This is a genomic window from Streptomyces sp. NPDC006510 (assembly GCF_040611955.1).
Taxonomy (GTDB): Bacteria; Actinomycetota; Actinomycetes; order Streptomycetales; family Streptomycetaceae; genus Streptomyces.
The window spans coordinates 1-20,937 of sequence record NZ_JBEXPH010000147.1; the positions used below are offsets into that span (position 1 = coordinate 1).

The 20,937-nt window shown below is 70.3% G+C and carries 19 protein-coding genes and 1 pseudogene; 12 read left to right on the top strand and 8 right to left on the bottom strand.

The window, feature by feature from the left end; translation table 11 throughout:
• Window positions 1-238 precede the first annotated feature (238 nt).
• The gene (locus tag ABZY11_RS32175; protein ID WP_356482532.1) at window positions 239-382 is read right to left on the bottom strand and encodes a DUF664 domain-containing protein; all 144 of its coding nucleotides are present in this window, start codon (window positions 380-382) and stop codon (window positions 239-241) included.
• Between the two features lie 65 nt (window positions 383-447).
• Here ABZY11_RS32175 and ABZY11_RS32180 point away from each other — a divergent pair, with 65 nt between their 5' ends.
• The 4 genes from ABZY11_RS32180 (at window position 448) to ABZY11_RS32195 (ending at window position 2,761) form a co-directional block, all read left to right on the top strand.
• Complete coding sequence (locus ABZY11_RS32180; RefSeq protein WP_356482533.1) at window positions 448-852, top strand: Rid family hydrolase; 405 nt, start codon at window positions 448-450, stop codon at window positions 850-852.
• Window positions 853-1,317: 465 nt separating this feature from the next.
• Window positions 1,318-1,629 (top strand): NIPSNAP family protein, encoded by a 312-nt coding sequence (locus ABZY11_RS32185; protein ID WP_356482534.1) that lies wholly within the window; start codon window positions 1,318-1,320, stop codon window positions 1,627-1,629.
• A 15-nt stretch (window positions 1,630-1,644) separates the two neighbouring features.
• On the top strand, window positions 1,645-1,941 hold the full coding sequence (locus tag ABZY11_RS32190; protein ID WP_356482550.1) for a hypothetical protein: 297 nt from the start codon (window positions 1,645-1,647) through the stop codon (window positions 1,939-1,941).
• A gap of 403 nt (window positions 1,942-2,344) precedes the next feature.
• Window positions 2,345-2,761, top strand: coding sequence for a hypothetical protein (locus ABZY11_RS32195; protein ID WP_356482535.1), 417 nt, complete (start codon window positions 2,345-2,347; stop codon window positions 2,759-2,761).
• Window positions 2,762-2,839: 78 nt separating this feature from the next.
• Here ABZY11_RS32195 and ABZY11_RS32200 read toward each other — a convergent pair.
• Window positions 2,840-3,548: pseudogene (locus ABZY11_RS32200) on the bottom strand (IS256 family transposase); the annotation flags it as partial.
• A gap of 266 nt (window positions 3,549-3,814) precedes the next feature.
• On the opposite strand from ABZY11_RS32200, the gene ABZY11_RS32205 reads away from it, so the two are divergent.
• Window positions 3,815-5,266, top strand: a complete 1,452-nt coding sequence (locus ABZY11_RS32205; RefSeq protein ID WP_356482536.1) for a hypothetical protein — start codon at window positions 3,815-3,817, stop codon at window positions 5,264-5,266.
• 146 nt (window positions 5,267-5,412) lie between these two features.
• Here the strand turns inward: ABZY11_RS32205 and ABZY11_RS32210 are convergent, their stop codons facing one another.
• The gene (locus ABZY11_RS32210; protein WP_356482548.1) at window positions 5,413-5,859 is read right to left on the bottom strand and encodes a hypothetical protein; all 447 of its coding nucleotides are present in this window, start codon (window positions 5,857-5,859) and stop codon (window positions 5,413-5,415) included.
• A 504-nt stretch (window positions 5,860-6,363) separates the two neighbouring features.
• Between ABZY11_RS32210 and ABZY11_RS32215 the strand changes: the two genes are divergently transcribed.
• Genes ABZY11_RS32215 through ABZY11_RS32230 form a run of 4 tightly spaced genes read left to right on the top strand, consistent with a single transcriptional unit; the run spans window position 6,364 to window position 10,636 of the window.
• On the top strand, window positions 6,364-9,180 hold the full coding sequence (locus ABZY11_RS32215) for a nitrate- and nitrite sensing domain-containing protein (RefSeq protein ID WP_356482537.1): 2,817 nt from the start codon (window positions 6,364-6,366) through the stop codon (window positions 9,178-9,180).
• Window positions 9,177-9,620 (top strand): roadblock/LC7 domain-containing protein, encoded by a 444-nt coding sequence (locus tag ABZY11_RS32220; RefSeq protein WP_356482538.1) that lies wholly within the window; start codon window positions 9,177-9,179, stop codon window positions 9,618-9,620. Before ABZY11_RS32215 ends, ABZY11_RS32220 begins: the two co-directional genes overlap by 4 nt.
• Window positions 9,621-9,627: 7 nt before the next feature.
• On the top strand, window positions 9,628-10,050 hold the full coding sequence (locus ABZY11_RS32225) for a DUF742 domain-containing protein (RefSeq protein ID WP_356482539.1): 423 nt from the start codon (window positions 9,628-9,630) through the stop codon (window positions 10,048-10,050).
• Window positions 10,031-10,636, top strand: a complete 606-nt coding sequence (locus ABZY11_RS32230; RefSeq protein WP_356482540.1) for an ATP/GTP-binding protein — start codon at window positions 10,031-10,033, stop codon at window positions 10,634-10,636. Before ABZY11_RS32225 ends, ABZY11_RS32230 begins: the two co-directional genes overlap by 20 nt.
• Window positions 10,637-10,727: 91 nt before the next feature.
• On the opposite strand, the gene ABZY11_RS32235 is transcribed toward ABZY11_RS32230, so the two are convergent.
• Window positions 10,728-11,090, bottom strand: coding sequence for a DUF962 domain-containing protein (locus ABZY11_RS32235; protein WP_356482541.1), 363 nt, complete (start codon window positions 11,088-11,090; stop codon window positions 10,728-10,730).
• Window positions 11,091-11,208: 118 nt separating this feature from the next.
• Entirely contained in the window at window positions 11,209-12,015 is an 807-nt protein-coding gene (locus ABZY11_RS32240) for a M15 family metallopeptidase (RefSeq protein ID WP_356482542.1), read from the bottom strand.
• 81 nt (window positions 12,016-12,096) lie between these two features.
• Here ABZY11_RS32240 and ABZY11_RS32245 point away from each other — a divergent pair, with 81 nt between their 5' ends.
• The gene (locus ABZY11_RS32245) at window positions 12,097-12,630 is read left to right on the top strand and encodes an NUDIX domain-containing protein (protein ID WP_356482549.1); all 534 of its coding nucleotides are present in this window, start codon (window positions 12,097-12,099) and stop codon (window positions 12,628-12,630) included.
• Window positions 12,631-12,714: 84 nt separating this feature from the next.
• Here the strand turns inward: ABZY11_RS32245 and ABZY11_RS32250 are convergent, their stop codons facing one another.
• Entirely contained in the window at window positions 12,715-15,066 is a 2,352-nt protein-coding gene (locus ABZY11_RS32250) for a glycoside hydrolase family 31 protein (RefSeq protein WP_356482543.1), read from the bottom strand.
• 219 nt (window positions 15,067-15,285) lie between these two features.
• Here ABZY11_RS32250 and ABZY11_RS32255 point away from each other — a divergent pair, with 219 nt between their 5' ends.
• Together ABZY11_RS32255 and ABZY11_RS32260 are read left to right on the top strand one after the other, a co-directional pair.
• On the top strand, window positions 15,286-17,262 hold the full coding sequence (locus ABZY11_RS32255; RefSeq protein WP_356482544.1) for an acetoacetate--CoA ligase: 1,977 nt from the start codon (window positions 15,286-15,288) through the stop codon (window positions 17,260-17,262).
• A 67-nt stretch (window positions 17,263-17,329) separates the two neighbouring features.
• Window positions 17,330-18,265, top strand: a complete 936-nt coding sequence (locus ABZY11_RS32260) for a hypothetical protein (RefSeq protein WP_356482545.1) — start codon at window positions 17,330-17,332, stop codon at window positions 18,263-18,265.
• Window positions 18,266-18,328: 63 nt separating this feature from the next.
• On the opposite strand, the gene ptsP is transcribed toward ABZY11_RS32260, so the two are convergent.
• Window positions 18,329-19,999 carry a phosphoenolpyruvate--protein phosphotransferase gene (gene ptsP / locus ABZY11_RS32265; RefSeq protein ID WP_356482546.1) on the bottom strand — a complete coding sequence of 557 codons (1,671 nt, stop codon included), beginning with the start codon at window positions 19,997-19,999 and terminating at the stop codon, window positions 18,329-18,331.
• A gap of 76 nt (window positions 20,000-20,075) precedes the next feature.
• Complete coding sequence (locus tag ABZY11_RS32270; protein ID WP_356482547.1) at window positions 20,076-20,525, bottom strand: PTS glucose transporter subunit IIA; 450 nt, start codon at window positions 20,523-20,525, stop codon at window positions 20,076-20,078.
• Between the last annotated feature and the right edge of the window lie 412 nt (window positions 20,526-20,937).

Here is a 20,937-nt window from a genome sequence, read left to right on the forward strand (position 1 = left end):
CTCCGATGCAAGGCGTCGATCGCCATGCAACGTTCAGGCATCACGGTGCGGTACTCGAACAGCACGAAGGAACTGAGGGTCCCCACTCGGCGCTGCTACGAAGGAATTGGGCAACGTTTTGCAGCCGGCGTCGCACGGAGAAGTCCGGGCGTGCGCGCAGTCGTACGCGAGGAGCGTGACCGGGCCGCAACCAGCCGCCTCCAACGCCATGGTCCTGCTGCCGGTGGCTCCTGCGGACTCAGGCTCCTGCGGTCCCCTCGACACCCTCACGCAGAAAGTCCGCATGCCCATTGTGGCGGCCGTACTCCAGGAGCACATGCACCATCACCATTCGCTGCTCCTCGTCATCTGCGGAGCCACAGCTGTCTCTCGGGAGACGCATAGCTTCCTTCCTAACTGCCTTGATCCCGATGGAATGGGCAGGTCGGTGCACGTGTTGAAACAGGCATGACGACCGATCAGCGCGCGATCACCAACCCAGCCGCCCTCCATGACCCGACACCGTTTGGCTACAGCCACGCTGTCTCGGCGCCCGGCGAAACCGTTTTCATCGGCGGTCAGTACGCCTCCGACACCACCGGTGCTCCTGTGCCCGGTGATTTCGCGGCCCAGGTGAATCTGGCGTTTGACCGACTGTGCTCCGCACTGGAGGGGGTCGGCCTTGGGTACGAGCACGTGGTCCGCCTCGGGACCTTCATCGTCGACCACGACCTCGACAAGCTGGAGATCCTCGGCAAGGCGCTACACGCCCGTTTTGGCGACAGGCTGCCGGCCCAGACACTGAGCGGCGTGGCCTCGCTCGCACTGCCGGGGATGCTTTTCGAGGTTGATGCGGTGGCGATACGGCCGTAGCGGATCATCCGCGACCAGCATCAGCCCGATCCCGCGATGGTTGGCCCGGCCGCAGCGACTCGCGGTAGCGGGAGGCGCCTTCAACAACGACCGGCCCCGCCTGGGACGGGGCCGGTCATTGCGCGGGTGGGAGGGCCTGCGGGCAACCCTCGGATCACCGGCGCCCGGCGATGCCGAACTCGGTCGGCTCGGCGAGGGAGCTGAGCTCGGATCTCGCCTGGTGACCGGCGAGCCATGGATTCCAGAGGAAGACAGAAGGTCTGCTGACGTCAGGTCGTTGTCATGCGCAAGATCAAGATTGTGCCGCGCCTCTGCGCTCCATCTCCGACCGCCTCACGTACGGCGGCAACATCGAGACCAGTACTGGCTCCTACCGACTCGCCACCACCCGCACCCGCGCGGAGCAACAACTGGCCACGTCCTTCGCTCACTGACCCAGGGTCCGGCATCCGGCATGATGTAGGCATGATCACTGTTCATCTGAAGTACGAGATCGATGCCGACAAGCTTGAGGATTTCGAAGAATACGGCCGCCGCTGGGTCCGGCTCGTCAACCGTTTCGGCGGGACGCACCACGGCTACTTCCTGCCGAGTGAGGGCGACAGCGACATCGCCTACGCCCTCTTCTCGTTTCCCAGCCTGGCCGCGTACGAGCAGTACCGCACGGACAGCATGTCCGACCCGGAGTGCCAGGAAGCGTTCCAGCTGGCTCGTGACACCCGCTGCATCAAGCGGTACGAGCGCCGCTTCCTCCGGCCGCTCGACGGCCTGTCCTAGGCCGCCGGGAGGTGCGTGGTACGCCCCCCTGCCGCGCCGCTGTGCGCAGTGCACCCCGGTCTGTTCGGGATGCCGAGCACGGCGACCCTCCTCTACCGGCGCATCAACCACTTCAACATCCTCTGGGCGAAGAGCGCCCGCGAGCTCGCCGAATGGCACAACACGGTCCAGCGAGTGGCTCTGGAACAGCCGTGCTCTCGCACCCTCGACACGGGAAGCACACGCGCTGTCCCAGTCCAGCACCACCACTGCCCGCCGGGCCCCAGCCCGTCGGTTCCCGCCTCCACGGCGGCGGCCATCAACGCCTGGTAGTCCACCGACAGCAACTCGGTTCCGGGGACGTTTCCCGGTGGGGCACCGCCCGGCGCGCGGACGGAACAATTGTCAAGAGTTGTGGGTCAGGTGATGCGTGAGGGTGGCGGTGTCTCACTGAGGCTTGATGAAAGCCTTGTGCTCGAGCCTGGCATGCCGGCTCGGAAGGGCTTGGCGACGGGACGCGGGGCTTCAGGGGTCCGATGGCGGTGTCTCATATGCTCAGCCCATGAGAGAGCCTCATCCGGTCGAGCTATCCGGGACGTTTGTCACCAGGCGCGATGATCGTTGGCACGGGCGGTTCCGGTTGCGTTTTCCTCAAGTGTCGCCGTGGCCCGACCTATACGGGACGTTTGTTCGAGTACGTCCGGGATGGCGGTCTTTGGTCGAGGAGACGCTCTCGGTGGTGGCCACCGAGGTGCCCAGGCAGAAAACCTGGCCGGTCCATCTGCTCAACCAGAAGGTCCATGGGAGAGGATGGGAATTCGACCTGGGGCCACCGGAGGCTGACTACCTCTGCCTGGAGCAGCTGTCGGACATCTGCTACATCGACATACGCAACCTTCACCAGCTCATCGACCTCCTGGCACCGGCCATGGAGGACGCGCACTTCTTCGTCTACTCGATGGGCGACGGCCTCGACCAGTGGGTTGACGAGGTGCGCATCCACGACGGGCGGAGCAGCTTTGTGCGGTGGGCCGTCGCGGGCGAGGCGTGGGCCGAGTTCCCTGTGCTGTGCGCGGAGCTCGGCGACAGTCGCGCCGGGGACGAGGCCTTTGGTCGTTTCATCGCGTTGATGAGTGATCGGCGAGTCGTTTGATCGGCAGGCGCGAGGGGGCCGCGGGCCAAAGGGGCGGATCTCCAGCCGTGCCAGGCAGAGCTCGGCCGGGCGGTGCGGTCATGCCGCCACGTCGGCGCGCTCGACCAGGATGCCGTTCTCGAATGCGGGCGCCCGCGCGCACGAGGGACACGCGGTGGGCTGCGGTGATCGCGCGCCATCGGGCCTGGGCGGACTCGACCAGTTTGAACACCATGGCCAGGGTCGCGGCCGGGCTGTCGGCCCCGCGGGTGATCTTGGTCCGCAGCTTGACCGTGGAAAACGTCGACTCGATCGGATTCGTGGTCCGCAGATGGATCCAGTGCTCGGCCGGGAAGTCGTAGAACGCCAGCAGTTCCTCCCGATCGTCGTTGATCTTCGCGACGGCCTTGGGCCACTTGGCACCGTAGGTCTTCGCGAACGCCTCGATCGCTTTCTCGGCGTGCGCGCGGTCCTCGGCGTTGTAGATCTCCTGCATCGCCTTCGTCGCGCCCGGCTGTGCTGACTTCGGCAGACAGTTCGTGACATTGCGGGCCTTGTGTTCCCAGCACCTTTGATGCCGTGCCGCTGGGAACACCTCACTGAGGGCCTTCCGCAGGCCCATCGCGCCGTCGCCGACGACGAGCTCGGGGTCGCGCATGCCGCGCCGGCGGCAGTCGCGTAGCAGGTCGGCCCAGGACTCGGTGGACTCCCACAGACCCTCGGCCAGGGCGATCAGCTCCTTCGTGCCGTTCAGCCGCACCCCGAGCAGGACCAGCACGCACGAGTGCGCGGGCATTTGCTCGCGCTGCGCGCCGAGCGCCGTCTCACCCGCGCCCCGCACTCCCCGCGCTGCGCGAGGCGTACCGGGCCGCGTCCCAGCTGTACGAGAAGGTCGGCGTCGGCGCCGATCTGCGCGCCGAACAGGCCCGCGCGGAGAGCGACGAGAGCGCCGCCCTCGCCGAGCTGGACCGGCTCACCAACAAGGTCCGCACCCGCGCCGCCCAGCTCCTCGAAGGCACCGACGGCGCGGACGGCCCCTCCCGGCAGGCGGCCGCCGCCCGTGCCGAGTCCCTGGTGCAGCTCCTGGAGACCAGGGCCTCCGCGGCGAGCGAGCAGCTGGGCCGGCTCCGTGGCGAGGCCGAGCGTCTGGCCCCGGTCGACGGCGAGTCCCAGCACACCGAACTCCCCGACGAGCTGGTCCCCGCCGACGCCGACCGGGCGCAGACCCTCCTGCGCACCGCCACGGCCGAACTGGCCACCGCCACCGCGACCCTGGACACCGCCCGCGCCGCCCACGCCGAGCTGCTGCACGCCCACCGCACCGCCGAGGACTCGGCGGGCGGCTTCGACGAGACGGCTGCCCTCCTGCGCGACCTCCTCCGGGACCACGGCGCGGACGACGACACCGAGGCCCCCGAGCCGTACCCGGGCAGCCTCGACGAGGCCCGGCAGTCCGCCGCCGAGGCCCGCCGCTCACTGCGCGGTTGCGCCGCCGACCTGTCCACCGCCGAGAGTGCCGTACGGGAGGCGAGCGACGTCCTCGTACGGCACGCCAACTCCACGCGTTACGAACAGGTCCGCACCCCTGCCCGGCAGCAGATCCGCGAACTGCCGGCCGCGGCGCTGCCCGAGCACGCCGAGAAGTGGGCCGCCGCCTTCGCGCCCCGGCTCCGGGTACTCACCGACGAGCTGGCCCAGCTGGAGCGCAATCGCGACTCCATCGTCGACCGGCTCCGCGGCCTCGTGGAGTCCGCGCTCACCACCCTCCGGTCCGCCCAGCGGCTCTCCCAGCTCCCCGAAGGACTGGGGGAGTGGTCGGGTCAGGAGTTCCTCCGGATCCGCTTCGAGGAACCCGACCAGGCCACGCTCACCGAGCGGCTCGGCGAGGTCATCGACGAGGCCACCCGCGCCGCCCTGAGGAAGAACTCCGATCTGCGCAGGGACGGCATGTCCCTGCTGCTGCGCGGTGTGCAGGCGGCGCTGGAGCCCCGGGGCATCGCCGTGGAGATCCTCAAGCCGGACGCGGTGCTCCGCGCCGAGCGCGTCCCGGTCGGGCAGATGGGCGACGTCTTCTCCGGCGGCCAGCTGCTCACCGCCGCCATCGCCCTGTACTGCACGATGGCCGCGCTGCGCAGCAACGACCGGGGCCGTGACCGGCACCAGCACCGGCACGCGGGCACGCTCTTCCTGGACAACCCCATCGGCCGCGCCAACGCCACCTATCTGCTGGAGCTCCAGCGCGCGGTGTCGGACGCCCTGGGCGTGCAGCTGCTCTACACGACCGGGCTGTTCGACACCACGGCACTCGCCGAATTCCCGCTGGTCATCCGGCTGCGCAACGACGCGGATCTGCGTGCCGGGCTGAAATACATCAGCGTGGAGGAGCACCTGCGTCCCGGACTGCCGCAGCAGGACCCGAACGGCGGGACGGTGCACGGCGAGATCACCGCCACCCGCATGTTCAAGCGCGCGACGACCTCCCCCGACACCGCTCAGGTTCGCGCTCCGGGCCCCGCCGACGAGTAAGGACGAGCAGAGGCGCGCCGGGACGCGCCGGGACGGGAAGAGACGCGCCGGGACGGGAACGGACGAGAGGGGGCGCGCAGAGCGGGCCAGGCGCACGGGCGCAGATACGGGCCAGGCGCACGGGCGCGGAGACGGCCCGACGGCGCTCAGGCCCGCGAGAGGCTTTCCGCGCCCCGGCGGCGTATCCGAGCGTCCTCCCGCTGGGCGGCCCGCTCCGCCCGCCGTGCTCTGCGTCGCTCACGGCGTAACTGCCGCGCCGAACTGCTCGGCGCCGAAATCACGCCGTTGCGCTGGTTCCAGACCTGCCGGGTGACCCACACGTCCAGCACCGACCAGGTCGCGACCACGGTGCTGCCGACACTGCTCAGCACCATGGGAAAGGCCAGCCAGGACCCGGTCAGCGTGCACAGGAACGCCACCATGGCCTGGATGATCGTCAGCGACATGATGAGAACGGCCCGCACGGCGGAGCGACGGACCGGGTCCGGCATCCGCCGCCGTGTCGCGGGTTCTTCCACCCACAGCTGCTGGCGCGGGATCTTCGCCCCGCCCCCCGCCGTCGAGCTCGCCGTCGCGGCCGGTGCCGACGACACCGCACCCCGACGCTGTTTCGTTTCCAAGGACTCTCAACTCCCCACCAGTGTCCGACTTCAGGGTTGCTGCCCGGCATGCGCCGTTTCTACGCGGGCGGATCGGACCGTCCTGCCTCGCGACGCCTGCTGCGCGGTGCCCGCCCGGTGGATCAGGCATGGCGACCCCGACCATGATCCCGCCGAACCGGCCCTGGCTCTCCCCGTGTTACGTCTGCCCCGTACAGAGAGACGAGTGAACGGCCGTGAAGATTCCCGCAAGTCCTCGTGAAGCGAAGGATTCCAGCCAACTGCCCTACCGAACAGGATGAAGCCCTGGCAGGTCTCTTCTGCCGCTTTCGCGAATTTCATTGCCCGGAATACCAGGACAACCAGTGACCGACGTCGGACACTGCGGCCGAAAAACGTCCGGACATCCCTTCGAGTTGCTACTCCGTCAGTAGTAGGCTCGCGCCGTTTATTGACGGAACACGACCCCGGCCCCGCGGGGTCGAGCTGGGGGAGTCCATGCGCTTTCGCGGAAAGTCCATCCGCAGGAAGATCGTGGCGTTGCTGCTGGTGCCGCTCGTCTCCCTCACCGGGCTCTGGGGATTTGCCACCTACCTGACGGGGCGCGAGGCCGGTCAGCTGATGGACGCGAGCACGATCGTGGAGAAGGTCGGTCATCCTCTGGAGGACACCGTCCGGGCCATTCAGGACGAGCGCCGCCAGACCCTTGTCTTCCTCGCCGACCCCAGGGCCTCCAACGCCCTCCCGCTCCTGCAACGCCAACGGGCGGCCACCGACCGCGTCCTGACCGGCGTCCAGGACAGCGCCCGGCAGAAGGACATCCGCGACGCGCTGAGTTCCGAGGACGACGCACAGCTGAACTCGATCCTCGGCACGGTCGAGGGCCTCGGCGCGCTCCGTGACTCGGTCGACAGACGCACCATCGACCGCTCCAAGGCGATGGAGTTCTACGGTCGGCTCATAGATCCCTGCTACCGCTTCCTGACCGGCCTCCGCACGATGGAGAACGTGTCGATGGACAAGCAGGTCCGCGCACTGGTCGGCATCTCACGAGCCCGCGAAATGCTTTCCCGCGAAGACGCCCTGGTCGCCTCGTCGCTCATCGCCGGACGGCTCACCGCCCCCGAACTCCGCCAGATCTCCGACCTCGTCGCCAACCGCAAGCTGCTCTACGAGATCAACGTCGACGCGCTTCCCGCGTCGGAGCGCCAACGCGTGGAGCAGTACTGGTCGAGCCCGGACAGCGAACCGCTGCGGACGGCGGAGAAGACCCTCATCGAAGGCGGTCCCACCCAGGACCCGCGTGCCGTCGACGCCGAGCGCTGGCAGGAGGCGGCCCCGCCGGTCCTGGAGCGGCTGGCCAACGACTCCACGGAGATGAACAACCGGTTCCAGGACCGTGGAAAGCCCGCCGGCTACAGCGTCCTGATCAAGGCCGGAATCGCGGGCGTCCTCGGCTTCCTCGCCCTGATCGCCTCGGTGTTCGTCTCCGTACGCATCGGCCGTGAACTGATCCGGGACCTCTCCCGGCTCCGCAAGGACGCCCATGAGGTCTCCGGCGTACGGCTGCCGAGTGTCATGCGCCGGCTCGCCGCCGGGGAACAGGTCGACGTCGAGACGGAAGCCCCGCACCTCCAGTACGAACGGGACGAGATCGGCCAGGTCGGCCAGGCCCTCAACACCCTGCAACGGGCGGCCGTCGAAGCCGCCGTCAAGCAGGCGGACATGCGACGCGGCGTGTCCGAGGTCTTCGTCAATCTCGCCCGCCGCAACCAGGTGCTGCTGCACCGGCAGCTGACGCTCCTGGACACGATGGAGCGCCGCACCGAGAACACCGAAGAACTCGCGGACCTCTTCCGCCTCGACCACCTGACCACCCGCATGCGTCGCCATGCCGAAGGTCTGGTGATCCTCTCCGGTGCGGCCCCCTCCCGCCAGTGGCGCAAGCCGATCCAGCTGATGGACGTGGTGCGGGCGGCGGTCGCGGAGGTCGAGGACTACGAACGGATCGAGGTCCGCCGGCTGGCCCGGATCGGTGTGGGCGGACCCGCCGTCGCCGACCTCACCCACCTGATCGCCGAACTCCTGGAGAACGCGACCGTGTTCTCGCCCCCGCACACCGCGGTCCAGGTGCTCGGCGAACGCGTCGCCAACGGCTTCACGCTCGAAATCCACGACCGGGGCCTCGGCATGGCGCCCGACATCCTCCTGGACGCCAATCTCAGGCTCGCCGAGACCCCCGAGTTCGAGCTCTCCGACACCGACCGGCTCGGCCTGTTCGTGGTCAGCCGTCTCGCCCAGCGCCAGAATGTCCGCGTCTCGCTGCAGACCTCTCCGTACGGTGGCACGACCGCCGTCGTCTTCATCCCGGCGGCGCTGCTCACCGACGCCCCGGACACCCACGGCACCGGATTCCGTCTCGACCGCCGGGCCGAGCGGGCGATCGGCAGCGGTGGCAGGGCGGCCGGCGAAGCGTCCGGCAGTGGCCAGGACCGCAGGGACGGCACACCGGACCGCCGGGCCACCGGCAGGTCCTCGGGCCTCGCCCCCGTTCCGACCGGCCTGGTGGACCCGGCCCTCCTGGACGGGCCCGTCGAGCTCGAAGGACCCGTCGGAACGCTGGGCTTCGAGAGCGACCCGCTGCTCGACCCCCTGCTGGGCGGCGCCTCGGACATCGACGACAGCGAGAGCGAACGCGGCGGCATCTTCCGCGCCCGCGACCTCCGGCGCGAGGCCGACCGCGAACAGCACCAGCAGGCCACCGACCAGGGGACGGAACCGGCGGCCGGTGTACGGCCGATGCGCCCCGCCGGCCCGGTGCCGCTGCCCCGCCGCAAACCGCCGACCCTGGTCACCGACAATGGCCGCCGGGTCGACGAGGAGGGCCGCGCCCATCCTGCGAACGCCGAGCACGACGTTCCGCCGGGCGCGGCCGACACGACCGGGCCCGGTGCCGACAGCACGCCCACCGAACCCCGGCAGCCCACCGGCTTCCGGAGACCCACCGGGCCCGCCGCACCCGAGGAGTCCGCGCCCCCCGGAGCCCCGAGCACCCGGGAAACCGTGGGCGGCCTGCCGCGCCGCATCCGGCAGGCCAGTCTCGCCCCGCAACTGCGCGAGGAATCGGGTGCCCGCGATGCCGAGCCGGCCCGAACGGAACCGGATCAGGACTTCGAGCGTGATGCGGAAGAAGTGCGCAGCCGGATGGCTTCGCTCCAACGCGGCTGGCAGCGCGGCCGTCGGCAGAACGCCGAGGACGCGACCGGCCCCGGTGACACAGCACCAGGAATCACTCCGGGAGGGGACGGTCGATGACCGCACCGAACGTCGCAGCAAACAACGCCGCACGCCAGGGCTCCGGCCAGCTCAACTGGCTCCTCGACGAACTCGTCGAACGCGTCGCCAGCATCCACAAGGCGCTGGTGCTCTCCAGCGACGGCCTCGCCACCGGCACGTCGAAGGACCTGACCCGCGAGGACAGCGAACATCTGGCGGCAGTCGCCTCCGGATTCCACAGCCTCGCCAAGGGCGTCGGGCGGCACTTCGACGCCGGCCGGGTCCGCCAGACCGTCGTCGAACTCGACGAGGCGTTCCTGTTCGTCACGGCGGCCGGTGACGGCAGCTGTCTCGCGGTGCTGGCCGACGCCGACTCGGACGTGGGCCAGGTCGCGTACGAGATGACGCTGATGGTCAAGCGCGTCGGCGCACACCTGGCCAACGCCCCCCGGACGACCGGTCTGTCCGCCGGGGGGTGAGTGGACGGTGAGCGCTGACTCCTCCAGATCTCCGGCAACGCCCACCGACCCGCAGGCCTCGCGCTGGTACGACGCCGATGCGGGACCGGTGGTCCGTCCGTACGCGATGACCCGGGGCCGAACCAGCAGCGCCTCCCGCCATCGGCTCGACCTGATCGCGGTCGTCGTCCCCGAACCCGAGGCCGACGACCACGGCCGGGACCAGACGCTCTCCCCGGAACACGTGGAGATCATCGAACTCTGCAGTGGCATGCCCCAGTCGATCGCGGAGCTCGCGGCCGGCCTGGATCTCCCCGTCGGGGTGGTCCGGGTGCTGGTCGGTGACCTCGTCGAGGACGAGCTGGTGCATGTAACCCGTCCCGTTCCGCCGGCCGAGCTGCCGGACGTGAACATTCTTCGCGAGGTGATCAATGGCCTTCGGGCGCTCTAGCCGCAAGAAGCGGCCCGTTGAGCCCGTTACCCTGAAAATCCTGGTGGCGGGCGGCTTCGGAGTGGGCAAGACGACTCTGGTGGGCGCGGTCAGCGAGATCAGGCCGCTGCGTACGGAGGAGAGACTCAGCGAGGCGGGCCGCCCGGTGGACGACCTGGCGGGCGTGGAGGCGAAGACCACCACCACGGTGGCCATGGACTTCGGCCGGATCACCGTCCGCGAGGACCTGGTGCTGTACCTCTTCGGCACCCCGGGACAGGACCGATTCTGGTTCCTGTGGGACGAACTGGCCCAGGGCGCGCTCGGGGCCGTCGTGCTCGCGGACACCCGGCGGCTGGAGGACTGCTTCGCGGCCGTCGACTACTTCGAGCGCCGCGCCATTCCGTTCACCGTCGCCGTCAACTGTTTCGAGGGAGCGGACAAGTTCCCCACCAAGACGGTGCAGGCGGCGCTGGACCTCGACCCGGAGGTGCCCGTGCTCATGTGCGACGCGCGCGACCGTGCCTCCGTACGGGATGTGCTGGTGGCCGTCGTCGAGCACGCCGTGGCCCGTGCGGGCCGGAGGCGCGAGCCCGCCGCGACGTAGCCGACACGGCCCGCACCCCCGCCGACCGGGGTACGGGCCGTGCGTCGTCGCGTGACTTGAGCAAGGAGTTTTCTCCCGCCGTGACGGACCGTCAGGACTCCTGACGACGGCCGTTCCCGGCGAGCCATTCGGCGGCGGTCTCCGCCAGTTCCCGGTCGCGGCCCGCCAGCATCATCCGGATCATCTGCACATCGCCGCGCAGCGACCAGGCGGGATGCCCGAAGGTGGCCGGATTGTTCTTCTCGATCAGGAAGTGCGCGGGCCAGGCGGTCCCGTACCCGATCAGCGGCAGCGCGGCCGCGTACCTCTTGCGCCCCCGTGCCAGACCGTAGGCGGTGACCGCGAGCCCGGTCAGAGTGCCGGTCAGATGGACCCACCGGGTCGCGGCCCTGGAGTGCATCGCCACGTAGTAGGGCCAGAACTCCTCGTACGAATCGAACGTCTGCTGTGACATACGGGCACCGTAATGGCTCGGAACGCAACCGGAAACGGCCGGTCCGCGTCGGAGAGGAGAAGTGGGCGGCCGGGGTCCACGGGGGTGGTCCCGGCCGACCCGCTTCGGCGTAGCGGCGTCAGTGCCCCGCGACGGACCGCCGGGCCACCGGGAAGTCGAAATAGGTGTCCGGGAACAGCTCGGGCTTGAAGGTGTAGTGCCACCATTCCTCGGCCAGATTCACGAAGCCCGCGTCCGTGAGCGTCTTCTTCAGGAACTGCCGATTGGCGCGCTGCGCCCCCTGGACGCGCGGGTCGTCGGTGTGGGAGAGCGTGTCGAAGCAGTCGAACCCGGTGCCCATGTCCACGGAGTTGTCCGGGAACCGCTCGGCCGCGGGCGCGTAGCAGGGCACCGGTCGGTCGCCGGGCCGGTACGGCGGGGTCGGTGCTGCGGGCAGCTTCACCAGCGTCAGGTCTACGGTGCTGCCGCGGCTGTGCCCCGACTTCTCCGCGATGTAACCGTCGGCGAACAGCCGCGTCTTGTCGACCCGGGGGTAGAACTCGCCCTTCATGGTCTCGTCGTCGAGATCCTTCGCCCACCGTACGAAGTGGTCGACCGCCCGCTGCGGCCGGTAGCAGTCGTACACCTTCAGCGAGTACCCCTGGCGCAGCAGCCAGGTCTGCGCGTCATGCAGTGCCCGGGCCGCGGGCCGGGTCAGGATGCAGAGCGGCTTGCGGTAGCCGTCCACCGGGACGCCCATGAAGTTGTGGACGGTGGGGTAGCGCATCTCCTGGATGATCGTCGGATCCACCGAGCTCAGCGCGACGAACTCCTCGGGCGCCTTCGGCTCGGGCCTCGCCCCGGCCGTGGGGGCGGCGGCGGTGACGGCGAGCAGGGCGGCGGCAGCGGCCGCCAGGACACGGAAAGCGGAAGCAAGACCTGTCATGGGCACATAATCCAGCAGTACGGGGGAGTCCGCCGGAGGATCGGATACAGTCCGCGCGTGTCTGCGCCGGAGAGCAAGTCAGTGAGCAAGCCCGAGAGCAACCCCGAGACGTCGGCCAAGGACTCCCACTGCGGCAGCTGCGGAGCGCCCTACGCCGCATCCGTCACCTGGCCCCGCACCTGCACCGCCTGCGGCAGCACCGCCTACCGCAACCCACTGCCGGTCGCCGTGGCCCTCCTCCCCGTCACCGACCGGGACGGCACCGGCCTCGTGGTGATCACCCGCACCATCCCGCCCCACCGCGGCGGCCTCGCCCTCCCCGGCGGCTACATCGACCACGACGAGGACTGGAAACACGCGGTCGTGCGGGAACTGAGCGAGGAGACCGGCATCGGAGCCGACGAACGGGAGGTCCGCCTCGCCGACGCCCTCAGTGCCCCGGACGGCCACCTGCTTCTCTTCGGCCTCCTCCCGGAACGCCCCGCAGCCGCCCTCCCGCCCTCCCGTCCCACTGACGAGACCTCCGGCTTCCGACTGCTCCGGGCCCCCACCGAGCTCGCGTTCCCGCTGCACACCCGCGCCGTCCGCACCTGGTTCGACGGCGGCTACCGCTGAGCGGCACCGCGGCCCGCCCGGAGCCGTGACCGGCAGAGCCCGCCGCGGAACGCCCCTCCGGAAGGCTGCCCTCCGGGAGGGGCGCTACAGCCCGCGCACCCGCACCGGATACCCCACCGGCCCCTCCTCACCCTCCCGCTCGACCACGACCCGCCCGTCCACCAACCGCGACGTGTACCGCTCCACCTCCGCCCGTTCCCAGCCGTCCCCCGCATCCCCGACCACCAGCCCGCCCCCGCTGCGCCCCGCCGCCGGAGCCCACACCTCCAGCTCCACACCACCGTCCGCCCCCCGCACCGGCAGCACCGAACCCGCCCGCGCCAACACCGGCACCCGCGACAGCGGCGCATCGAGCAGCACCTGCCCCGGCCCTTCGTACACCTCACCGGTCGCCGTGTCGTACCAACGCCCTCGCGGCAACCGCACCGCCCGGCGATCCGCGCCACTCTCCAGCACCGGAGCCACCAGCAGGGCGTCACCCAGCAGGAACGCGTCCTCGCACTCCCGCAACGACCGGTCCCCGGGCGCACGCCACCAGAGCGGCCGCACGTACGGGGCACCGGTCAGCCCGGCCAGCCGCGACAGCGTCACGAAGTACGGGTGCAGCCGCTCCCGCTCCTCCAGCACCGCCCGGGCGTGCTCCAGCACCCGGGGCCCGAACTCCCACGGCTCCCGCCGCCCCGCGTCGATCGCCGCATGGGTACGGAACAACGGCAGATACGCACCCAGCTGGAACCATCGCAGATACAGCTCCGGCGACGGCAACCCGTCGAACCCGCCCACATCGGGCCCCGAATACGGCACCCCGCACAGACCCAGCCCCAGCACCAGCGCCAACGAGGCCCGCAGCCCCGGCCAGCCGGTCGCCACATCACCGGACCAGGTGCCCCCGTACCGCTGCATCCCCGCCCAGCCGGAACGCGAGAACAGGAACGGGCGCTCCTGGGGCCGCAGCCGGCGCAGCCCTTCGTACCCGGCACGCGCCATCGCGAGCCCGTACACATTGTGGGCCTCGCGGTGATCACCCCCGCGGCCCTCCAGAACGTGCCGCGCCGACCGCGGCAGCGTCGGATCCCCGAAGGCCGCGAACGACACCGGCTCGTTCATGTCGTGCCACACACCGGAGAACCCCTGCGCCAGCCGCTCCTCGTACAGACCGCCCCACCACTGGCGCACCCGCGGATCGGTGAAGTCCGGGAACACGCACTCGCCCGGCCACATCTCCCCGCGCACCACACGCCCCCGCGCGTCCCGGACGAACGCCCCGCCCTCCCCGACCGCCGTCCCCGCGTCGAACACCGCGTCCCCCGGCTCCGCCTTCACCGCGGGATCGACGATCGACACCAACCGCACACCTTCCTCCCGCAACTCCTTCGCCAGGCCCGGCAGATCGGGAAAACGCCGGTGATCGACCGTGAACACCCGGTGCGCGTCGTAGTGGTCGATGTCCAGATGCAGTACGGACAGCGGCAGCCCCCGCTCCCGGTAACCGGCGACGACCCGCCGCACCTCCCGCTCACTCCCGAACCCCCACCGGGCGTGCTGCGGCCCCAGCGCCCAGGACGGCGGCACCGCCGGCGCACCCGTGAGAGCCGTCCAGCCCTGCAGCACCCGGGCCGGCGTACCCGTCACCACCCAGCAGCGCAACGGCCCCCCGTCCATCCGCACCTCGCACATCCCCGGCCGGTCGTGGCCGGAGCCCGCCCCCTCCTCGCCCTCGCGCAGAGTCACCCGCCCCGACCAGGTGTTGTCGTGGAACATCAGATGCGTCCCCGCGTCGCAGACCACGAGCTGCACCGGCATCGTCAGATACAGCGGATCGTCACCGGGCCCGAAGCGCCCACCCGGATCGGTGTTCCACAGCCCGTACACACCGTCCCGCAGCCGCGGCCCCGACGCCCGACCGCCGAGCCCGAAGAACCGGGCGTCCGCCGGAACCTCGGAACGCTGCACCCACCGGGCACCACCACCCGCCACCGGCTCCCACCAGCGCGGCGGCAGCTCGCGCCGGAGCACCACCCCGCCGGGAGTACGCAGCTCCACGGCCCCGTGCCGCGATACCGCGACGGTCAGCCGCTCCGAGACCACCTGCCAGCCACCGTCCTTGTCCGGCTCCAGCTCGGCCCGCGGATCCGGCTCGGGCGCCGCACCGGGCAGCGCGTACGACGGCAACGGCTCCGCCCCGTCCCAGCCCCAGAACACCGCACCGCCCACCGCCACCCGCACCCGCAACTCCGAACGGGCGAACCGCACCACACCCCCGCCCGGCTCCGGCTCCGCCCCCACCACCAGGCCGGGCACACGCGCCCGCTCCGCACCACGCCGGGGCAGCGCCCGCGCATCCGCACTCCGGCGCCGCCAGGAGGAGCGCACCGCGCGCAGCCCCCGCACCGAACCGAGCATCTTCACCGAGCGCACCAGGTCACGACCGTCCATGCGGCTCACCCTGCCATCCGGCGGGGCGGGTGCGGGCTGCGTTCAACTTCCGTTCACCCGTGTCCGGACCACATGTCCGGACACGCGACCGTGGGTGGGGAACCCTGGTGCGAAAGACGATCACATGGCATCGTCCGTAACAGCCGTCGCGCGCACACCCCAGCATGTGCGCGCGACCCACGCCCGTCCCGCGTACCCGTACAGCCAGGGAGCCGCCCCATGACCGCCGCAGCCAACGAAGCCCCCCTCTGGCAGCCCGGCCCCGACCGCATCGCGGCCGCCGCCGTCACCCGCTTCCAGAGCTGGGCCTCCCAGCGCTACGGAGCACCGGCCGAGGGCGGCTACCTGGCACTGCACCAATGGTCCGTCGACGAACTCGACACCTTCTGGCAGGCCGTGGCCGACTGGTTCGACGTACGGTTCTCCACCCCGTACGAGACCGTCATCGCCGACCGCACCATGCCCGGCGCCCAGTGGTTCCCCGGCGCCACCCTCAACTACGCCGAACACGCGCTGCGCACCGCCGAGGACCCGCTGCGCGCGGACGCCCCCGCCCTGCTCCACGTCGACGAGACCCACACCCAGGTCCCCGTCTCCTGGTCCGAACTCCGCCGCCGGGTCGGCTCGCTCGCCGCCGAACTCCGCGCCCTCGGCATCACCCCCGGCGACCGCGTCAGCGGCTACCTCCCCAACATCCCCGAGGCCGTCGTAGCCTTCCTCGCCACCGCCGCCGTCGGCGGCGTCTGGACGTCCTGCGCCCCGGACTTCGGTGCCCGCAGCGTCCTCGACCGCTTCCAGCAGGTCGAACCCGTGGTTCTCTTCACGGTCGACGGCTACCGCTACGGCGGCAAGGAACACCACCGCGCCGACACGGTCGCCGAGCTGCGCCGCGAACTCCCCACCCTGCGCGCCGTCGTCCACATCCCGCTGCTGGGCACCGAGGCCCCCGAGGGCGCCCTCGAATGGTCCGCCCTCACCTCCGCGGACACCGAGCCCGTATTCGAACAGGTCCCCTTCGACCACCCGCTCTGGGTGCTCTACTCCTCCGGCACCACCGGGCTTCCCAAGGCGATCGTCCAGTCCCAGGGCGGCATCCTGCTGGAACACTTCAAGCAGATCGGCCTGCACTGCGACCTCGGCCCCGAGGACCGCTTCTTCTGGTACACCTCCACCGGCTGGATGATGTGGAACTTCCTCGTCTCCGGCCTCCTCACCGGAACCACCCTCGTGCTGTACGACGGAAGCCCCGGCTATCCGGACGTCAGCGCCCAGTGGCGCGTCGCCGAACAGACCGGAGCCACCCTCTTCGGCACCTCGGCCGCCTATGTCATGGCCTGCCGGAAGGCCGGCATCCATCCGGGCCGCGACTTCGACCTCTCCCGTATCCAGTGCGTCGCCACCACCGGCTCCCCGCTCCCGCCCGACGGCTTCCGCTGGCTCCACGACGAAGTGGCCGAAGACCTGTGGATCGCCTCCGTCAGCGGTGGCACGGACGTCTGCAGCTGCTTCGCCGGCGGCGTCCCGACCCTCCCCGTACACATCGGCGAGCTCCAGGCCCCGTGTCTCGGCACGGACCTGCGCTCCTGGGACCTCGCGGGCGAACCGCTCATCGGCGAGGTCGGCGAACTCGTCGTCACGGCGCCCATTCCCTCCATGCCCATCCGGTTCTGGAACGACCCCGACGGCAGCCGCTACCACGACAGCTACTTCGACATGTACCCCGGCGTCTGGCGCCACGGCGACTGGATCACGATCACCGAACACGGCTCGGTCATCATCCACGGACGCTCCGACTCCACCCTCAACCGCCAGGGCGTACGGATGGGCTCCGCCGACATCTACGAGGCCGTCGAGCGACTCCCCGAGATCCGGGAATCCCTCGTCATCGGCCTCGAAGAGCCCGACGGCGGCTACTGGATGCCGCTCTTCGTCCACCTCGCCGAGGGCGCACGGCTCGACGACGCGCTGCGCGACAGCATCAAGCGGACCATCCGGGAGAACCTCTCCCCGCGCCACGTGCCGGACGAGGTCATCGAAGTCCCCGGCATCCCGCACACCCTCACCGGCAAGCGCATCGAGGTGCCGGTCAAACGCCTCCTGCAGGGCACGGCCCTGGCCAAGGTGGTCAACCCCGGCTCGATCGACAACCTCGAACTCCTCCACTTCTACGAGGACCTCGCGCGCAAGCGTCACTGACCGTCCCCGTTGTCAGTGCCCCTGATTACTCTGAGTGAGCAATGATCGACAGCGCACTGGGGGAGTCATGGCGCACATCAGGAACAGCGGGAACAGCGAGTACGGCAGGACAGCCGGGTACAGCCGCTCCGGCGCATCCATGCGACGCACGCTGCGCCGCGAAGCACCCAGCACCATCGGCCTCCTGGCCGACGAGCAGGACTTCGCGGCGATGCGGCGCTACAGCACCTTCACCTTCGACGACCACACCGTCTATCTGCGGCAGGTCGAAACGCTGCTGAAGTCCCTCTCCGCACAGGGCATGCACGCCACGGTCGCCCTGTTCGATCCGGAGGAGTACGCGGAGTTCTGCGCCGAGTCGGGACTCGCTCCCGACGCCCCGGCCAGCCGCAGCCGCTTCACAGCCGAGGTCGCCTCGGCCGGCGCCACCGTCGCGTACACCGGACAGCCCATCGACACCCTGATCCCGCTCCTGGTCAGCCGGGCCGTCCGCCGGGCCACCTGGGAGTACGCCACGATGCTCCTGGCCGGCCTCGGCGAATGCGCGGACTGCGGCAAGGACATCGGCCACGCCGCCTTCGACCGCGCCTCGCACCTCCTGCTCCGCATCCTGGAGACGGCCGGCCCCGGCACCCACCATCTGGTCTGCAGCACCCCCACCGACAACGAGCAGCTGATCGCCGTCCTGCACACCGAGCGCGACAGCACGGGGCCCGCCCGACTCGAATCCGGGGAAGGAGCGGAGTTCGTCACGGTGCTCGCCGTGGGCATCGCCCTCGAAAGGCCCGGGGGAGTCGTACTGCGTACGAGCAGCGCCGGCGCCCAGGACCGGGTGCACGGCTGGCGGCTGACCCGGGGCAACCTGGTCCCGCTCAGCGCCGGTGAGGTCTTCAGCGCCTACTGCACCGACGCCGACACCGGCGAACCGGTCGCCCCGGAGTCCCACGTGGAGTACTGCGCCGGCTTCGACCTCGGCGCGGACGAACCGGAAGCGCATCACTGACAGGGCGAAGGGGCTCCCCGCCACCATGGGCGGGAAGCCCCTTCACCACAGAACGCCGCGGACCTACTCGCCCGACAGCACCGCCTGGGCCGCGACCCGCGCCCCCTCGGCGGAGTCCGCCGCACGAGCGGCGGAGGCGGCACGCTCGCACTGCGCGAGCGTGTACTTCGCCAGCGTGGCGCGGACATAGGGAATGGACGCGGCACCCATCGACAGCGAGGTCACACCCAGCCCGGTCAGCACACAAGCCAGCAGCGGATCGGAGGCGGCTTCACCACAGACACCACAGCTCTTGCCCTCGGCCCTGGCAGCCTCCGCCGACAGCGCCACCAGATCGAGCAGCGCGGGCTGCCACGGGTCCTGCAGCCGGGAGACCGCACCCACCTGCCGGTCGGCGGCGAAGGTGTACTGCGCCAGGTCATTGGTGCCCAGCGAAAGGAACTCCACCTCCCGCAGGATCGAACGCGCCCGCAGCGCGGCGGACGGAATCTCCACCATCGCACCGAACTTCGCCTGCAGACCGGCCTCACGGCAGGCGTCGGCGAAAGCCTTGGCATCCGCGCGGTCCGCCACCATCGGCGCCATGACCTCAAGGTGGACCGGCAGTCCCTGAGCCGCCTTCGAGAGCGCGGTCAGCTGAGTACGCAGCACGTCGGGGTGGTCCAGCAGACTCCGCAGTCCACGCACACCCAGCGCCGGGTTCGGCTCGTCCGCCGGAGTCAGGAAGTCCAGCGGCTTGTCGGCCCCGGCGTCCAACACCCGTACGACGACGCGCCCCTCGGGGAATGCCTCCAGCACCGCCCGGTACGCCGCGACCTGCTTCTCCTCGGACGGCGCCTGCTTGCTGTCGTCCAGGAACAGGAACTCGGTACGGAACAGCCCCACGCCCTCCGCACCGGCCTCGACCGCCGCCGGTACGTCACCGGGCCCGCCGACATTGGCGAGCAGCGGAACCTTGTGACCGTCGGAGGTCGCACCCGGCCCGGACGAAGCCGACAGCGCGGCCTTGCGCGCCGCGGCGGCACTCTCCATCTCCGCACGCTTCTCGGCGCTCGGCTCGACGAAGATCTCGCCGGTGCTGCCGTCCACGGCGATGACCGTGCCCTCGGCCAGCTCACCGGCACCGGGGAGCGCCACCACGGCGGGCACCCCGAGTGCCCGGGCCAGAATCGCGCTGTGGCTGGTCGGCCCGCCCTCCTCGGTCACGAAGCCGAGCACCAGAGCCGGGTCGAGCAGCGCCGTGTCCGCAGGCGCCAGGTCCCGAGCAATCAGCACATAGGGCTCGTCGCTGTCCGGCACACCGGGCATCGGCACACCGAGCAGCCGGGCCACGATCCGGTTGCGCACGTCGTCGAGGTCGGCAACGCGCCCCGCCAGGTACTCCCCGGCGTTGGCGAGCAGCGCCCGGTAGGCGGCGAACGCGTCGTAGACGCCACGCTCCGCGGTGCTGCCGACGGCGATACGCCGTTCCACGTCAGCCATCAGCTCGGGGTCCTGCGCCATCATGGCCTGGGCCTCGAGCACATGCTGAGCCTCGCCACCGGCCAGGTTGCCGCGCGCGATCAGGTCGGCCGCCACGGCTTCCACGGCCTGGCGAGCGCGCCCCTGTTCGCGCTCGGCCTCCTCGGCGGGGATCTGCTTGGCCGGCGGTTCGAGCACCGCCGTACCCATATGACGCACCTCGCCGATCGCCACCCCGTGGCTCACACCGACGCCTCGCAGCGTTGTCTGCATTTCACCCGTCCCCGGTTGAGCGGCGGCCCGTGCCCCCGCGGTGGATATCCAGTCGGCTGTCATCGTGGCGAGTCCGTCACTGCCAACCGAACAAGGTGTCGCCGATCTTCACGTCGCCGTCCTCGCGGACGTCGGACAGGGATTCGGCGGTGGCTTCCAGCGCCACGACCGGGCACACGGGCGACTTGCCGGCCGCCTCGACGCCCGCAGGGTCCCAGCGCACGATGCCCTGACCGCGCGTGACCGTGTCCCCCTTGTTCACGAGCAGCTCGAATCCCTCGCCATTGAGTTGAACGGTGTCGATGCCGAGGTGCGTCAGCACTCCGTGCCCGTGCTCGTCCACGACGACGAACGCGTGCGGGTGCAGGGAGACGATGATGCCGTCGACCGGCGATACCGCCTCGGACGGCTCACGCACAGGATCAATGGCGGTTCCGGGGCCCACCATCGCGCCGGAGAAGACCGGGTCCGGTACCGCAGCGAGCCCGATGGCACGTCCGGCAAGCGGGGACGTCACAGTGGTCATAGGGAGCCTCCCAGGGGTGGAGCTTGATCGGCGCCGTCACAACCTGTGGGCGACGGCGTGCTGTTCAGCAGCGTAAGTCATAAGAAGTTCTGGTTCCGCCCGAGTCCTGGCGGTTCGCGGCCTTAGGGGCACACCGGAAATGATTTGCCTCGACTCCCGGCGACCTGTACTGTCGTACTCCTGCCTGACCCCAACGCGACTTTGAGTCGGGGGTCGGCGGCGACTTTTAAGCCCTGACTTTAACCCGGACTCGGCACCTGCATGCCTGCAGGGGCTGGTCAAGGAAAGTAAAAAGGCCTGATAGAGTCGGGCTCGCCGGAAAGGGAAACGCGAAAGCGAAGAACTGGAAGGCGGTGCAGGACCCGCTTCGACCGGGAAATCGGACACGAAAGAGTCTGATAGAGTCGGAAAC

Excerpts from the sequence above, each read along its gene's own strand:
- ABZY11_RS32175 (WP_356482532.1), bottom strand. The coding sequence starts at position 382 with ATGCGTCTCCCGAGAGACAGCTGTGGCTCCGCAGATGACGAGGAGCAG.
- ABZY11_RS32180 (WP_356482533.1), top strand. The coding sequence starts at position 448 with ATGACGACCGATCAGCGCGCGATCACCAACCCAGCCGCCCTCCATGAC.
- ABZY11_RS32185 (WP_356482534.1), top strand. The coding sequence starts at position 1,318 with ATGATCACTGTTCATCTGAAGTACGAGATCGATGCCGACAAGCTTGAG.
- ABZY11_RS32215 (WP_356482537.1), top strand. The coding sequence starts at position 6,364 with ATGCGCTTTCGCGGAAAGTCCATCCGCAGGAAGATCGTGGCGTTGCTG.
- ABZY11_RS32220 (WP_356482538.1), top strand. The coding sequence starts at position 9,177 with ATGACCGCACCGAACGTCGCAGCAAACAACGCCGCACGCCAGGGCTCC.
- ABZY11_RS32230 (WP_356482540.1), top strand. The coding sequence starts at position 10,031 with ATGGCCTTCGGGCGCTCTAGCCGCAAGAAGCGGCCCGTTGAGCCCGTT.
- ABZY11_RS32235 (WP_356482541.1), bottom strand. The coding sequence starts at position 11,090 with ATGTCACAGCAGACGTTCGATTCGTACGAGGAGTTCTGGCCCTACTAC.
- ABZY11_RS32240 (WP_356482542.1), bottom strand. The coding sequence starts at position 12,015 with ATGACAGGTCTTGCTTCCGCTTTCCGTGTCCTGGCGGCCGCTGCCGCC.
- ABZY11_RS32250 (WP_356482543.1), bottom strand. The coding sequence starts at position 15,066 with ATGGACGGTCGTGACCTGGTGCGCTCGGTGAAGATGCTCGGTTCGGTG.
- ABZY11_RS32255 (WP_356482544.1), top strand. The coding sequence starts at position 15,286 with ATGACCGCCGCAGCCAACGAAGCCCCCCTCTGGCAGCCCGGCCCCGAC.
- ABZY11_RS32260 (WP_356482545.1), top strand. The coding sequence starts at position 17,330 with ATGGCGCACATCAGGAACAGCGGGAACAGCGAGTACGGCAGGACAGCC.
- ptsP (WP_356482546.1), bottom strand. The coding sequence starts at position 19,999 with ATGCAGACAACGCTGCGAGGCGTCGGTGTGAGCCACGGGGTGGCGATC.
- ABZY11_RS32270 (WP_356482547.1), bottom strand. The coding sequence starts at position 20,525 with ATGACCACTGTGACGTCCCCGCTTGCCGGACGTGCCATCGGGCTCGCT.